The 13,701-nt window shown below is 63.4% G+C and carries 14 protein-coding genes and 1 pseudogene; 3 read left to right on the top strand and 12 right to left on the bottom strand.

Annotated elements, in window-relative coordinates:
* The first annotated feature begins 34 nt into the window (after positions 1-34).
* Complete coding sequence (pdxR, locus tag JI744_RS09035; protein ID WP_202659812.1) at positions 35-1,453, top strand: MocR-like pyridoxine biosynthesis transcription factor PdxR; 1,419 nt, start codon at positions 35-37, stop codon at positions 1,451-1,453.
* Here the strand turns inward: pdxR and JI744_RS09040 are convergent.
* From JI744_RS09040 to JI744_RS09080, 9 genes are all read right to left on the bottom strand, one after another.
* Positions 1,428-2,078 carry a DUF1523 family protein gene (locus tag JI744_RS09040; RefSeq protein WP_236019353.1) on the bottom strand — a complete coding sequence of 217 codons (651 nt, stop codon included), beginning with the start codon at positions 2,076-2,078 and terminating at the stop codon, positions 1,428-1,430. The two genes, pdxR and JI744_RS09040, sit on opposite strands and share 26 nt — an antisense overlap.
* A gap of 11 nt (positions 2,079-2,089) precedes the next feature.
* Positions 2,090-2,371 (bottom strand): hypothetical protein, encoded by a 282-nt coding sequence (locus JI744_RS09045; RefSeq protein ID WP_236019354.1) that lies wholly within the window; start codon positions 2,369-2,371, stop codon positions 2,090-2,092.
* Positions 2,371-3,729: a DUF6638 family protein gene (locus JI744_RS09050; protein ID WP_202659815.1), complete on the bottom strand. Its 1,359-nt coding sequence runs from the start codon at positions 3,727-3,729 to the stop codon at positions 2,371-2,373. The genes JI744_RS09045 and JI744_RS09050 overlap by 1 nt, the downstream gene beginning before the upstream one ends.
* A complete protein-coding gene (locus JI744_RS09055) occupies positions 3,729-3,986 on the bottom strand; it encodes a hypothetical protein (RefSeq protein WP_202659817.1) in 258 nt (85 codons plus the stop codon). Before JI744_RS09055 ends, JI744_RS09050 begins: the two co-directional genes overlap by 1 nt.
* Positions 3,983-4,417 carry an endonuclease domain-containing protein gene (locus JI744_RS09060; protein WP_268885785.1) on the bottom strand — a complete coding sequence of 145 codons (435 nt, stop codon included), beginning with the start codon at positions 4,415-4,417 and terminating at the stop codon, positions 3,983-3,985. The genes JI744_RS09055 and JI744_RS09060 overlap by 4 nt, the downstream gene beginning before the upstream one ends.
* A gap of 173 nt (positions 4,418-4,590) precedes the next feature.
* A complete protein-coding gene (locus JI744_RS09065; protein WP_202659821.1) occupies positions 4,591-6,513 on the bottom strand; it encodes an AAA family ATPase in 1,923 nt (640 codons plus the stop codon).
* A gap of 62 nt (positions 6,514-6,575) precedes the next feature.
* Positions 6,576-7,703, bottom strand: coding sequence for a hypothetical protein (locus JI744_RS09070; RefSeq protein ID WP_202659823.1), 1,128 nt, complete (start codon positions 7,701-7,703; stop codon positions 6,576-6,578).
* The gene (locus tag JI744_RS09075; protein ID WP_202659825.1) at positions 7,696-8,016 is read right to left on the bottom strand and encodes a hypothetical protein; all 321 of its coding nucleotides are present in this window, start codon (positions 8,014-8,016) and stop codon (positions 7,696-7,698) included. Before JI744_RS09075 ends, JI744_RS09070 begins: the two co-directional genes overlap by 8 nt.
* Entirely contained in the window at positions 8,013-9,086 is a 1,074-nt protein-coding gene (locus JI744_RS09080) for a hypothetical protein (RefSeq protein WP_202659827.1), read from the bottom strand. The genes JI744_RS09075 and JI744_RS09080 overlap by 4 nt, the downstream gene beginning before the upstream one ends.
* 114 nt (positions 9,087-9,200) lie before the next feature.
* On the opposite strand from JI744_RS09080, the gene JI744_RS09085 reads away from it, so the two are divergent.
* Entirely contained in the window at positions 9,201-10,472 is a 1,272-nt protein-coding gene (locus tag JI744_RS09085) for an acetylornithine deacetylase/succinyl-diaminopimelate desuccinylase family protein (RefSeq protein ID WP_202659829.1), read from the top strand.
* 24 nt (positions 10,473-10,496) lie between these two features.
* Here JI744_RS09085 and panC read toward each other — a convergent pair whose 3' ends face one another.
* Positions 10,497-11,336, bottom strand: a complete 840-nt coding sequence (gene panC, locus JI744_RS09090) for a pantoate--beta-alanine ligase (RefSeq protein ID WP_202659831.1) — start codon at positions 11,334-11,336, stop codon at positions 10,497-10,499.
* Entirely contained in the window at positions 11,333-12,187 is an 855-nt protein-coding gene (gene panB, locus JI744_RS09095; RefSeq protein ID WP_202659834.1) for a 3-methyl-2-oxobutanoate hydroxymethyltransferase, read from the bottom strand. The genes panC and panB overlap by 4 nt, the downstream gene beginning before the upstream one ends.
* Positions 12,188-12,340: 153 nt before the next feature.
* Here panB and JI744_RS09100 point away from each other — a divergent pair, with 153 nt between their 5' ends.
* Positions 12,341-12,676 carry a cupin domain-containing protein gene (locus JI744_RS09100; RefSeq protein WP_202659836.1) on the top strand — a complete coding sequence of 112 codons (336 nt, stop codon included), beginning with the start codon at positions 12,341-12,343 and terminating at the stop codon, positions 12,674-12,676.
* Positions 12,677-12,972: 296 nt separating this feature from the next.
* Here the strand turns inward: JI744_RS09100 and JI744_RS09105 are convergent.
* A pseudogene (locus JI744_RS09105) lies at positions 12,973-13,692 on the bottom strand (L,D-transpeptidase); the annotation flags it as partial.
* Positions 13,693-13,701 lie beyond the last annotated feature (9 nt).

Below are 13,701 nucleotides of genomic sequence, written 5' to 3' on the forward strand. Positions count from 1 at the left end.
GGTGGGTAAATTGGTTTCTGAAAGGTCCAATATGATGCCAGATCATCAAGCCAATTCTGCCGACTGGTCGGGACTTACCCCCATTCTGCCACCCGATGGCCCCCGCGCCCGCGCGCTTTATGCTGCCCTGCGCGGGCTGATTGAGGGCGGCACCCTGCCGCCGGGTGCCAAGCTGCCGCCCACCCGCGACCTTGCCGCGCGGTTCGCCGTGTCGCGGGGCGCGGCGGTGGCGGCCTATGAGCAACTGCTGGCCGAAGGCTTTGCGCAGGCCCGTGTCGGCGCGGGCACCTATGTCGCCACCCATGTGCCCCGCCTTGGCCCCGTGCCAGCCGCGCCCAGCCTGCCCGAGATGCCACGCTATGACCTGCCGGGTGCCATCGGCACCGCCTTTGACGATGACCGCACCCGGCGGCAGTTGCGCGCCTGCCTCAACCGCCACCTGCTGCCGCCCAACGGTGCCCATCTGCGCTATGCCGATCCGCGGGGGTCTGCCGACCTGCGGGCCGAGGTCGCCAGCTATCTGCGCACCGCGCGCGGCGTGCGCTGCACGGCGGATCAGATCATCCTGACGGGGGGTACCCAGCAGGCGCTGGACCTGATCTTGCGCGCCGTCCTGTCGCCCGGCGATGCGGTCTGGTTCGAAGACCCCGGTTACCCCAGTGCGCGCGTCGCGCTGGAGGGCGCAGGGATGCGGTTGGTGCCGGTGCCGGTGGATGAACAGGGATTGGATGTGGTGGCGGGTATTACCGCCGCGCCACAGGCAAGGGCGGCCTATGTCACGCCTTCGCATCAATATCCGATGGGCGTGGTGATGACGATGCCACGCCGTCTGGCGTTGATTGACTGGGCCAAGGCAGCGGGGGCCTGGATCATCGAGGATGACTATGACAGCGAGTTCCGCTTTGCCGGGGCACCGCTGACAGCACTTCAGGGCCTGGATGACGGGGGCCGCGTCATCTATATCGGCACCTTCGCCAAGGCGCTGTTCCCCGGTCTGCGGCTGGGCTATCTGGTCCTGCCGCCTGACCTGCTGACCCCTGTCGTACAGGCCCGCGCCCGGATTGACCGCTCTCCGCCCACCCTTGCCGAAGGGGCCTTGGCAGAATTCCTGCGCGACGGCCATTTCGCCGCCCACCTGCGCCGCAACCGCCGCCGGGCCGAGGCGTCACGCGATGCCATGGTGCAGGCTTTGGGCGCTGTAGGGCTGACGGTTGCGCCACCGGAACAGGGTTTGCACCTGATCGCCCCGCTTTCCATGGGCACCGACGACCACGCCCTTATCGCCCCGCTTGCCGAAAAGGGACTGGCTGCGCGGCCCTTGTCGGCGCTTTATCTGGGGGGCAAGGCCCAAAGTGGCCTTGTCATGGGCTTTTCAGGCTTTTCACCCGAGGAGATCCGCGCGGCGATTGCCCGTGTCGCCCCGGTGCTTACTTTGCCCCGAACAACCGCTTGATCTTGCCCCAGAACCCGCTGGCCTGCGCCTCGGCGCTGTCAAACGCCTCGCCCATATTGGCCGCCGCCGGTTCCACCGTGCGTTCCCAGAACTGCGCCCACATGCGGCGGATCATGACGACAAGGAAGATCAGGAACAGGATCACGATGATGCTGACGTACGGAATGATCCGCTCATCCGGGCCGCTGGCCAGCCGGACGCTGACCGCATTGGGGTAGATCGACAGGATCGGCAGCCGCCAGCCGTAATGCGTGACCACCACCCATTTCGGCGCCTCGGCGGTAGATTTCAGGTTCCCCGCCGCCGCCTGCAAGTTCGAGCTGTCGTATTTGAAATAGGGCGGCCAGATCCAGCCGGTATCCTCATTGCGATACACCATCGGGCTGCCGTTTTCGTAAACCGCCTCGATAAAGCGAATGTCGCGCGTCGTGGTGCTTTCCGCCGTTCCGGTATCGGGGTTGGAATAGGCCCAAGAATTCTCGGCCCCGACGGTGGTCAGCCGGTTATAGGTGTTGGTAATGCGCACGATGTCGTGCTGCGGCAGGGTGTAGTGCAGGAAGCCCAGCACAAACAGCACCAGCGCGCCGCGAAACACCCATTTCGCCCAGAACAGAAACCTGGCCATCTTGCCCTCCGTCACTTCCAGTTCACCAGATAGGCCGTTGCCACTGCCACGACCAGAGGCACGATGTACACCAGCACAATCATCTTGCGCCGGAACGAATGCCGCCACCGTTCCATCCCGAGTTCGATAAAGGCCGTGCGCTCATCGGGCAGGCGGCCTTCGTTGGCGGGGTCGGTGTCCCATTCCTTCTCCAGCGCCTCGCGCCGGGTAGAGCGGGAATAGACCGAGACCAGCAGGTAAACCACCGTCAGAAGGACAAAGCCCAGCAGTCCGGCACGCAAAAGGCCTATCATCATCCATCCCTATTCACTGCGCCCCAGGGGCCAAGCACTTGCCCCATATCGCGGGCGGGCTTGGGGTGGGGCCGGTCGCGCGTGTCCATCGACGGTTCGGGACCGAACAGGGCCTCGCGCGCGCCCTGCGCATCCACCTTGTATTCGCGTTCCAGAAAATCAACCACCCATTGCCGCTTGCGGTCGGACCAGGTGGCATACTGGGCGTAGAACAATTCCTTGTGCACGATGAACATCTGCCGCACATCCATCGGCGACAGTTCAGCCAGCAGCATGTTCACAAGGTCACGGTTCGGCCCCGGCGCACCACGCAGGGTGTAGAAATAGCAGGCGTGTTCGCTGGAAATCCGCGGCCACTGGCCCTGCCCCTCGACCCAGCGCAGCAGGGCGGCAAGGCCAAGGAACTCATCTGGCAGGCTGTCGCCCAGCCGATAGGCGATCTTGCGCAACTCGGTCCGCCGGGCATCGGCGATGTCGATGCCCAGCTCTTCCGCCGCCTCGACCAGAATGAAATCCATCTTCTGCCGCAGCACCGCCGCGGCATCCAACCCCCGCGCCTGCACGATGGGTTCCACCAGCCCGTTCCGCTCCAGCCAGTCGGCAATCGCATTGCGCTGGGTCAGGTCCATCACCGGAGAGATCGGCATTGCGCCAAGGGCGGTCCGGGGCTGCGAAGAGAGCACACCGGGAAACCGCGCCTCCTGAAACACATAGATGCCGCCGAAATGGCTGGTCCAGAAATTCGGCTGCTGAAAGGTCATCGCGGGCAGGGCAATCGGCACGCGCGTCACATCGCCGGTTTTCCGAGCCAACTCGATCATCTGGCCAATCAGCGCCTCATCCCGCCAGCCGTCGCCCTCACCGCGAAAGCGGTCGATCAAGCCAGTCAGCTTTTCGGCATCAGCCACATGCCCGCCAATCGTATCCGCCTCAACCGTGACCTGCTTCATTTCCAGCAGACGGGCAGGGGTGGACACCTCGTAAACCGAGCCCTGCAACTCCCCCGCCACCGCATCCCGCGCGGTCAGGGCAAACAACTGCGCCTCGTTCTTCTCGATGAACTGGGTCAGGATGCCGCGAGAGGTCGAGAATTTCATATTCAGCAGCGGCGCGGTTTTCTGGCTGGTGGTCAGCAAGATGAACTGCCGGTTCGCGCCATTGGGGTTGAGGTACAAGGGATCGCCCAGCTCGTCCCCGATTTCCGGCGAATAGCCCGAGATGTCGATGTGGAAATCCTTCATGGCAGTGGTCTTGCCGGTAAGGTGTTTCAGCGCACGGTTATACCGCTCGACCAAAGCCGGAGAGGAGATTTCGACAAGGTTGCCGAACATGAGGCCAGCGGCGATGAGGCGGTTCATCAGATATTGTTCCTCTTACGTCGATGCAGAAAAACCGCCGCACCGATGACGATAAGGGGAAGCCACAGCAAGGCAGAAAGGATCGCCATCGTTGTATAAACCTCAAGTGTCGGATCGCTGGCATTCAGGCAGTTGCGGACTGGCTCTTCAACCAGTTCTCTGACGCTAAGCCCGCAAACCGCATAGGTTAATCCCGCGCCCGACAGGAAAATCGCACCCAAAAACCCGACAATGCCGACGGCGATGAGGCGGTTCACCGTGTTTTTCCCTGTCCATCCATGCCACCATCCGAGGCAAGGCGCCTCCCCTCCCCCTCGTGGGGAGGGGATGGGGGTGGGGGGCCACTAACGCCCGCAGCATCCAGTATCATCTGCATAAACCCTTCCAAATTCCCATCTACCTCCGGGTTCCAGAACCGCACCACCCGGAATCCCTGCGCGACAAACCAAGTATCCCGCCGGGCATCCCTTTCCCCGCCATGCCCGCCACCATCGACCTCGATCACCAGCCGCCGCCCAAGATCGGCAAAGTCGGCGATATACGGGCCAATGGGTGCCTGCCTGCGGAAATGGGTGCCAAGCATCCGGTTCACCTCGCGCAGACGCGACCAGAGCAAACGCTCCTGCCGCGTCATCTCATGGCGCAAGCGGCGGGCGTTCTGGCGAGTCTGGGGTTTTATGCGGGTCATCTGCGGTCAGCCCCCCACCCCCATCCCCTCCCCACGAGGGGGAGGGGAGGCACCCAGCTTTCCAAGGTATCCGCCAAGGCCTGCCGCACAAGCGCCAACACTGCCCCAAGTGACGCCCTCCTCCTTGTGGGGAGGGATGGGGTGGGGGGCTTTAACGGATGCAGAAGGCCGCATCACCCCCGCCCCTCCACATACCGCCGCTTCGCCTCTTCCGCCCGCCTCATATCCCGCACCATACCCTCAATCGCCGCCTCATCGCTCTTGTCGGCATAGCGGAATTCGCTGTCGGCATAGCGGTTGATCTCCTGCACCACCATCTCGACCGTGATCGGCTGCATCAGCTCGCGGATCATCGCGACCTTCTGCTCATAGGGCTGGAACAGGAACAGCTCGGGGTTTTCCATCCACACATCGGGCAATTCCACATCCATCGCCCGCACCTTCACCGCATCGGTGATGTTCTTGACCGCGCGGCCGGTAAACCGCTCATCCGCCTGTTGAATGGCCTTCAGGTAACTGCCCAGCTTGGCGATGGTGTCCAGCGGACCAACCTGCGCCGCCACCTGATCCCACACCTTCACCAGCCCCGACTCATGCGGGCGCGAATATCCGGCAAAACTCTCGCTGACGGCTTTTCTGATTTCCTGAGCGGCAAAAAGCTGATGGTCGCCCACCCGAATCGCGTGGTTCTTGCCCAACAGCAGCGACAGGATGTCGATGTAATCTTCGCGGCTTTGCGGTCCGTCCACCAGAAACCGCGCCCCGGCCCGCTGGCGCAGGGCGTCATCGACATTCTCGGGGTAGTTGGAAAACATACCAAAGGTGCAATTGCCCCGCACCACGGTATTGGCCCCGGCAAAGGCCCCCATGAACACCGCCGTCACCTCTTGCTGACCCGCGCTTGATTGCCGGTCGCCGCGCTTGCCCGCCACCTGGTCAATGTCGTCAATCGTGCCGAACCCGATCACCGTCGGGTCCAGCACCGCATCCACAAAGGCCTTGGCATTCTGGCCCGATTTGCCCTGATAGCTGTCGATCTGCTCGATGCCAAAGTTTTGATAGCGGAACGGGTAGCCCGCCACCTTGCAATAGTCGTTCAATAGGCCCGCCATCATCTGAATAAGGGTGGTCTTGCCGGTCCCAGGCTTGCCATCGCCCATAAAGGTGAAAATGAACCCACCCAATTCGGCGAATGGATTCAGCCGCCGGTCGAAATCATAGGCCATCAGCATCTTGGCCAGCTTCATCGCCTGATACTTGGCGATGTGATTGCCGATCACCTCATTCGGCTTCTTGAAGGCCATGGCCAGCGCGCCACCCTTGGCCGCCCGCGCCGGTTTGAAGCCGGAAATCGCCAGCCCATCGGCCTCGACCTTCCACGAATTGCCGGTAAACGCCTCCAGCCGGGGCGCGGTGGCGGCGCGCAGCGCCACCTTCTGCATCAGCGCCTCACAAAAGGCGGCAATCACCGCCACCAGACGCGGCTCATCGGTGCCAAAGCCGCCAATGTCCTGATCCAGCTCCCACAAGGCGCCTTGCAGGGCGAGGGGGGCGTTGTCGGTCAACACCTCCTCCACCTCGCCAATCTCGACCGTCTGGCTGCCAAGCTGAGGGGCCAGCAGAAAAGCGGTGGCATTGGCAAAGGTATATAGAACCGCCAGCGCCTCGGCGGCCAGCAGTTCCGAAAACTCCGCCCTTCGCGCCTCGGGCAGGCGGCCTTCCAGATTGGCACGCTTCAACTCGGCCAGCGCCGATTGCGCCGCAAAGGTCTCTCCCAGCGCCAGCGCAATCGCTACCCCGCGCCGCAGCGCGCCCAGCGCCGCCGCTTGCAAGGGGGAAACCAGCCCGTCCCCCATCCCCTCGATCCGATCGAGCAACCGCACCCCGCCCGGTCGCGCGGTGGACCGCGCCGCCATGCCCGGCACGGTCGAGCGGAACCGCGGCCGCGCCCCGATCCCGGGCGAGCGTTCGACCGCCGCCTCCACCGCCTTCGCCAGCCGGGGCGCATGGTCGAACCCGGTCACCAGCCCCAGCGCCGCCTCATACTGCGCCCGGATCGTCTCTTCCCGCAGTTCCATCGTATCGCGCGTGACCATCGAATTGCCCTTCTTCAAATACTCCGGGGGTGAGGGCCGAAGGCCCGAGGGGGCAGCGCCCCCTACATCGCCGGCAAGATCTGCCCGCCCGCCCCCACGACAAATTTGCGAACATCCCGCAGGCCGGGTGCGTTCAGGTCAACCATGGCCTGAAACGGCTGTTCGGGCAGAATGACCATCCGCTCCGTCCGGGTCGAGCCAGTCTCGGCCCCCGCCAAAGGATCGAGTTTCCAGATCTGGCGGTTGGCGGTGGAGAACCAGCCGTCCTTCACATCTTCCTCGCGGTCGCTGATCAGGTCTTCCACGGTCCAGACCAGCGCCCAATCCTCGCCATCCGGCGCATCGGCATTGGCCAGCACGGTTGAAATCGGCCCCGATTGCAGGGTGAAATCCTTCGAGTGCATCGGCCCAAGCGTGATCCGCCGCAGCCTTTTGGGGTGAAACCCTTCGAAATCCTTATCGAACCCTTGGGCAATCGTCAGCAGCTTCAGCCCGCCGACCGATTGCGCCATGATCCCTTGGGAAACCAAGGGCCAGCGCCGGTCGTCATTCGGCAGGGGTTTCCTGCCCGAATCCTCGGCATCCATCAGATAGACCACCGGCAGGTTGGCCTGCGTGTCATAGACCGCCCAATGGATCAGGAAATGCCGCCGGTCGCCCCGGTCTTCGATAAACTGCGCATCGGGGTCGTTGCGGGTCAGGAACAGCCCGCCCTGCGCCAAGGCCTCATAATAGAGGCGCTGCGACAGCGCGAATTGCAGCGCGGTCGGCACCGTCAGATCGCGCACGATCTGGCGCACCATCCGGTCCTTCAGCTCCGCCTCTGACGCCATCCCCGCCAGATGCTTGCCCGCCTGCGCCGCATCGACCGCCATGGTCATCAGTTCCTGCGCGATGGGAAAGCCCGACTCATGCCGGTCAAACGTCAGCTTCGGCGCGCCATCGGCCCGCCCCGTCATCAGGTATTTGTAATTCAGCGCCCGAAACGTCGCACTGATCGCCGCAAGATAGCGGTCCAGCACGCGCGTCTCGGTCCGCGTCAACCGCCCCTCCTCCTCGACCTCCGAGGCAACGCGGACAAGATGTTGCGTGATCCGGTCGAACTTGGCGAAATAGCGCCGCGCGATGACCGGATCATAGAGTTCGGCGTGGTCCGAAGTGAGCTGGTCCTTGATAGAGGGGTCAGGCATCACGGTCTCTGCCTCTTGAGTCACAGTGCAGCACCCACTGCCAAAAAGGGATCTCGCACAGGAAGTCACCAATATAAGTGTGCTCTATCGCTCCTGTTTTAAGCAGCAGAAGACGGGCTACCACACGCCAGATTGAAACTATCAGCGCAAATATCCCCGCAACAGAGATCGCCGTGGCCGGCCAGGCCAATGCCCCGATGTCAGCCGGTGCGTTTTCCAGCACAACCTCATTCACGAACAACACAGCATAGGCCGCAACAAGGCACAAAGCACCTCCGCACAAACCGATAAGAGTCTGCTTTCTAAAGGTCATCCCCCATACGTATTCTTGTCGTGCTTCTCGACAATCGCCTGGAACCGGCGCGCGAACCGCTCATCCGCCTTGGCCTTCTGCTCCAGAATCTGGCGGGCAAAGACCATGTGGCCCTCATGCGCCTCCAGCATGTCGGCCATCTTGTCGTTGGTGGCGGCGCCAATCGCGGCCATGGCGGCCTGCGCCTCTTGGTCCGTCTTCACGCCGATCTCGTTGATGCGGTGGGCCACATCCTGCTGCTGCGCGGTTTTCAAGCTGCTGGTCAGCGCATCATACAGCACAACCCGCTGCTTGGTGTCGGTTTGCAATTTGTTGATCAGCACCAGTTGCGTTGCCGCCTGATTGGTGAGTGAATCGACCCAGGTCTTGCCCTTCTCGATATACCGCTCCAGCGTCTGTGACTTCGCAAGCTGCACCTGCTCATCCTGCACCAGAGCATTATAGCGCCCGTTCAGCGCCGCCAGATCGGTTTCCAGCTTGGTGCGCGCGGCGGCGTCCTGTTCCACGCTGATCTTGTTTTCCAACTCGATGATCTTGGGGTCCATGCCCGCAATCTCGGCCCGCACGGCTTCCAGTGCCGAAACCGTGCCCTCGCGCTCGGTCAGGGTCTGGCCAAGGTTGGTTTCAACGCGGGTCTTCTGGGTGTTCAACAGATCCAGCTGGCCCTGCAACAGTTTGACGATCACATCCGACTTGCCGATCAGATCCTGCAACTTGTCGTCAATGCTGGCTGTGCGCAGCCGCTCTTGCCGCAGCGATTCCGATTTGGTGTCAGAAAAGATGCCGACAAAGCTCTCCCAGCCGGTCTTGGTCCGCATCTCGGAAAAGTCTTTCGAGAAGCCCGCCGTCACATCATCCAGCCCCATGATCAGCTCGGCGATATTGGCGTTCATCACCTCGGCGTGCTTTTGCACATCGGCCAAAGTGGCGTTTTCCACGTCAATCGACGCCTCGCCCGCGTCCAGTTTGGCGCGCCCCGCCTCAATCTGCGCCGTCACCGCCGAAATCTTGGCCTGCGCGGCGGCAACCTGCTTTTGGCTTTCCTCAATCTGGCTGTCGAAATCGGCCATCTGGCCCTCCTTGGGAAACTGACGCTGACCATATAGGAATGTAACAATACTTTACATCCCCTGTCTCATGAAAATCGGATTGCCCAGGGTGCCCCACCAAGGCAGTCTGACCGCATGAGCGATAGCGCCATCCTTGCCCAAGTCACCGCGCGCCGCCAAGAGCTTATTGGTCTCGCGCAAGACTTGATCCGCATTCCCACCCTGAACCCGCCGGGGCGGGAGTATCGGCGCATCTGCGACTATCTGGCCGAACGGATGCTGGCGCAGGGCTGGCAGGTCGAGCTTTTGCGCGCCACAGGTTCACCCGGCGACAGCGACGCTTATCCGCGCTGGAACATGGTCGCCCGCCTGTCGCGCGGCCCCGGCCCTTGCGTGCATTTCAACGGCCATCATGATGTGGTCGAGGTTGGCCATGGCTGGACCCGAGACCCCTTTGGCGCAGAGTTGGACGGCGACCGCATCTATGGCCGCGGCGCCTGCGACATGAAGGGTGGCATCGCCGCCAGCATCATCGCCGCTGAAGCCTTCGCCGCCGCTCGCCCCGACTTTCGCGGCACCATCGAAATTTCCGCCACGGCGGATGAGGAAACCGGCGGCTATGGCGGTGTCGCCTGGCTGGCCGAGCGCGGCTATTTCAGCCCCGAAAAGGTGCAGCACGTCATCATCCCCGAACCCCTGCACAAGGACCGCATCTGCCTTGGCCATCGCGGTGTCTGGTGGGCCGAGGTCGAAACCCATGGCCGCATCGCCCATGGCTCGATGCCCTTTCTGGGCGACAGCGCCATCCGCCACATGGGCGCCGTTCTGGAAGAGATCGAGGCACGGCTTTACCCCCTTCTTGCCACCAAGCGCACCGAAATGCCGGTGGTGCCCGAAGGTGCGCGGCAATCCACCCTCAACATCAACTCGATCCATGGCGGAGAGGCAGAGCCCGAACTCGGATCGACTGCGTTGCCCGCACCTTGTGTGGCCGACCGCTGCCGCATCGTGCTGGACCGACGCTTTCTGATCGAGGAGCAGCTGGATCAGGTGAAAGCCGAGGTCGCAGAGGTGCTAGAGCGTGTCCGCGCCCGCCGCTCCGGCTTTACCTATGACATCCGCACCCTGTTCGAGGTGCAGCCCACCATGGCTGACCGCGACGCACCTGTGGTGAAATCAACTGCCGCCGCGATTGAGGCGGTGCTGCACCGCCTGCCAGATTATGTCGTCTCGCCCGGCACCTATGACCAGAAGCATATCGACCGGATTGGGCGGCTGAAGAACTGCATCGCCTATGGTCCGGGCCTGCTGCATCTGGCGCATCAGCCCGATGAATGGGTGGGTGTGCAAGATATGGAGGACAGCGCGAAAGTCATGGCGCTGGTGCTGGCCGATCTGTTGGATTAGGCGCTGGTCCCCCGCTGCGACGGGTCAGACCGGGATGTTGTCGATCAGGCGTACGCCGTCAAGCCAGGCGGCGGCCAGCATCCGGCGGGCGCGGCGCGGGTCATCCGAGGGCATCAGCGTTCCGGCGTCGCGCAGCTCGATATATTCCACGCGTTCAAACCCCGCCGCGCGGACCTTTTCAGCGGCCTCGCGGATGGCCATGCGGTCCGACTGCCCGGCTCGGATATCGGTGGCGGCGGCGGTGATCGCGGAATAGAGCACCCCGGCAATCGCCCGCCCCTCGGGCGTCAGGCGAACATTGCGGGAGGACATGGCAAGGCCATCGGCCTCGCGGATCGTCTCGCAGCCCACCACCTCGACCGGCAGGTTCAGATCACGCACCAACCGCAGCACGACCTGCAGCTGCTGCCAGTCCTTCTGGCCGAAATAGCCGCGATGCGCCTCGGTCATGCCGAAGAGCTTGGTCACCACCGTGGCTACCCCGTCGAAATGGCCGGGGCGCATGCGGCCTTCCAGCGGTTCCGACACGCCGGCCACCGAAACCGTGCTGGCAAAGCCCTCGGGGTAAACCTCGTCCACGCTGGGGGCGAAGACGATATCGACCGGCACGCTGGACAGCAGGGAGGCGTCCGCCTTGAGCGTGCGGGGGTATTTCTTCAGGTCGTCGGGGTTGTTGAACTGCTTGGGGTTCACGAAGATCGTGGTGATCACCCGCCCGCATTCGGCCCGCGCGCGACGGGCCAGCGACAGGTGGCCTTCGTGCAGCGCGCCCATTGTGGGCACCACGCCCACACTCTCACCCGCAGCGCGCCATGCCCGGACCCTTTGGCGCAATTCGGCGACGGTATGGACGATTTCGGTCATTTCGGCTCTTTCGCAGTCGAAGATTTGGGCGCGGCCAGGGTGTCTGGGAAGGAATGTTCCTCGGTCGGGAAGGCTCCGCTGCGCACTTCGGCGGCATAAGCGGCAATCGCCTCATCCGCCTCTTGGCCAAGGGCGGCAAAGCGCTTGACGAATTTCGGGCGAAAATCGGTGAACATGCCAAGCATGTCATCAACCACCAGAACCTGCCCGTCGCAGTGTACGCCCGCGCCGATGCCGATGGTGGGGATCGTCAGGCTTTGGGTGATCCGCGCTGCCAGCCCCATCGGCACCTTTTCCAGAACCACCGCAAACGCCCCAGCCGCCTCGACCGTGCGGGCATCTTCCATCACCGCTTCGGCCTCTCCCTCGCGGCCCACCACCTTGTAACCGCCCAAGGTATTCACCGATTGCGGCGTCAGCCCGATATGGGCCATCACCGGCACACCGCGTTTGGTCAGGAAGGCAATCGTTTCCGCCATATGCGCCCCGCCTTCCAGCTTGACTGCGGGCGCGCCGGTTTCGGCCATCAGACGGGCGGCGTTGCGATAGGCCTGCTGCGGGCTTTCCTCGTAACTGCCAAAGGGCATGTCGATCACGACCATCGCCCTCTGGCAGCCCTTCACGACCGACCGGCCATGCAGCACCATCATCTCCATCGTCACGCCCAGTGTGCTGGCCATCCCGTGCAAGACCATGCCAACCGAATCCCCTACCAGCGCAATATCGCAATGGGCATCAACCAGCCGCGCCATCGGCGTGGTATAGGCGGTCAGCACCACCATTGGGGCCTGACGCTTGCGGGCGCGGATATCGGGCGGCAGAACCGGGCGGGCGGTGGACGTTGCGCTCATGGCTCGGGCGGCTCCGCAGTTGTCATCTGCCCGATATAAGGGCACAGCCGCGACGCCTGTGCAAGATTATTGCGCTGCATCGCGGCGAAGGTCGCAGGCTTGACCGCAGCGTCATGTCCATGCCCAATCCGCCCGCATCAACAGGAGCAAGCCATGTCCCTTCTCGCACGCCTCTCGCGCGAGGGTATCACCCCCGAGATCGCCCGCCCCAAGACCGTTCTGGCGGGCGACCCCGTTCACACCACCTGGAACCAGGAAGCGCGGGGCAACCTGTTTGCCGGCATCTGGCAGTCGACCCCCGGCAAATGGGCCGTCAGCTATTCGGAATGGGAATATGTTTTCATCCATCAGGGGCATTCCATCCTGACGGACCAGAACGGGGTCGAGACCCATCTGAGGGCGGGCGACAGCTGGCTGATCCGCCCCGGCTATGAAGGAACGTGGGAGGTTCTGGAGACCACCCTGAAGGATTACGTCATCCTGGCCTAGGCCGGGCGGGCGGCACCGGGGGCGCAAAAGAAAACGCCCCCGGCCGGGTGGCGGGGGGCGTCTGGTCCGGTGGGCCGGTGTCAGCCGGCCGAGGCGGTTGCGGCGTCTGCCGTCGCTTCGGGCAGTGGCGGGCAATCTTCGGGCGAGATGCCCTTACGCTTGCAGGCGCTCAGGCGCTTTTTGTCAGCCTTGGCGGCCTCTTTCGCCGCTTTGGCCGCAGCGATCCGCTCATTCTCGGCCTTTTGCGCGGCCTGTTCGGCCATCAGCTTTTCATCATCGATCTTTTTCGCGGCATTCTCTGGCGTGTCCGGCACGGCGCGGCCATAGGCGTCGTCGGTATAGGGGCCTTCGATCGCGATGCTTTCCTCAAGGCTGCGCACCTTCACATGCGTCCCGCTGGGGATCTTGTTGTAAAGGTCGATGGCATCCTGGTTGAACAGGCGGATGCAGCCCGCGCTGGTGGCGTGGCCGATCGATTCATTCTGCACGGTGCCGTGGATGCGGAACATCGTGTCGCGGCCGCCGCGGTACAGATACATCGCCCGTGCGCCCAGCGGGTTGTCGATGCCGCCCGCCATGCCACCGGCATATTCGGCGTAAAGGTCGGGGCGGCTGCGCACCATGTTGGCGGTGGGCTGCCACGACGGCCATTCCGCCTTGCGCCCGATATAGCCCGACCCACGGAACGACAGACCTTCGCGGCCCACGGCGATGGCATAGCGCGTCGCCTGGCCACCCTCGCCCACCAGATAGAGTTTGCGCGCGAAGGTATCGACGACGATCGTGCCCGGCGCATCGGGGCCGTTATAGGCAACTTCGGTCTTGGCGCGATCTTCCTCAAGCAGGCGCGGATCGACCGGCGGAATGAAATAGGCGCCGTCCTGCACCCCTTCATAGCCGGGCACCGAGGCCAGGCTTGCCGGGTTTTCGACCTTGGCTTTCGGCGCACAGGCCGCAAGAGCCGACAGGGAAACAAGCGCCAGAAGGCGGAGGGAGAATCTGTTCAAGGTGTTGATCCGTTTGGC

It is taken from the genome of Fuscibacter oryzae, from assembly GCF_016765795.1.
Taxonomy (GTDB): domain Bacteria; phylum Pseudomonadota; class Alphaproteobacteria; order Rhodobacterales; family Rhodobacteraceae; genus Fuscibacter; species Fuscibacter oryzae.

Coding starts and splice junctions, on each gene's coding strand:
- JI744_RS09050 (WP_202659815.1), bottom strand. CDS start 3,729: ATGAACCGCCTCATCGCCGCTGGCCTCATGTTCGGCAACCTTGTCGAA.
- JI744_RS09080 (WP_202659827.1), bottom strand. CDS start 9,086: ATGGCCGATTTCGACAGCCAGATTGAGGAAAGCCAAAAGCAGGTTGCC.
- JI744_RS09060 (WP_268885785.1), bottom strand. CDS start 4,417: ATGACCCGCATAAAACCCCAGACTCGCCAGAACGCCCGCCGCTTGCGC.
- panC (WP_202659831.1), bottom strand. CDS start 11,336: ATGACCGAAATCGTCCATACCGTCGCCGAATTGCGCCAAAGGGTCCGG.
- JI744_RS09045 (WP_236019354.1), bottom strand. CDS start 2,371: ATGATAGGCCTTTTGCGTGCCGGACTGCTGGGCTTTGTCCTTCTGACG.
- JI744_RS09100 (WP_202659836.1), top strand. CDS start 12,341: ATGTCCCTTCTCGCACGCCTCTCGCGCGAGGGTATCACCCCCGAGATC.
- JI744_RS09065 (WP_202659821.1), bottom strand. CDS start 6,513: ATGGTCACGCGCGATACGATGGAACTGCGGGAAGAGACGATCCGGGCG.
- JI744_RS09085 (WP_202659829.1), top strand. CDS start 9,201: ATGAGCGATAGCGCCATCCTTGCCCAAGTCACCGCGCGCCGCCAAGAG.
- JI744_RS09040 (WP_236019353.1), bottom strand. CDS start 2,078: ATGGCCAGGTTTCTGTTCTGGGCGAAATGGGTGTTTCGCGGCGCGCTG.
- pdxR (WP_202659812.1), top strand. CDS start 35: ATGCCAGATCATCAAGCCAATTCTGCCGACTGGTCGGGACTTACCCCC.
- JI744_RS09075 (WP_202659825.1), bottom strand. CDS start 8,016: ATGACCTTTAGAAAGCAGACTCTTATCGGTTTGTGCGGAGGTGCTTTG.
- JI744_RS09070 (WP_202659823.1), bottom strand. CDS start 7,703: ATGCCTGACCCCTCTATCAAGGACCAGCTCACTTCGGACCACGCCGAA.
- panB (WP_202659834.1), bottom strand. CDS start 12,187: ATGAGCGCAACGTCCACCGCCCGCCCGGTTCTGCCGCCCGATATCCGC.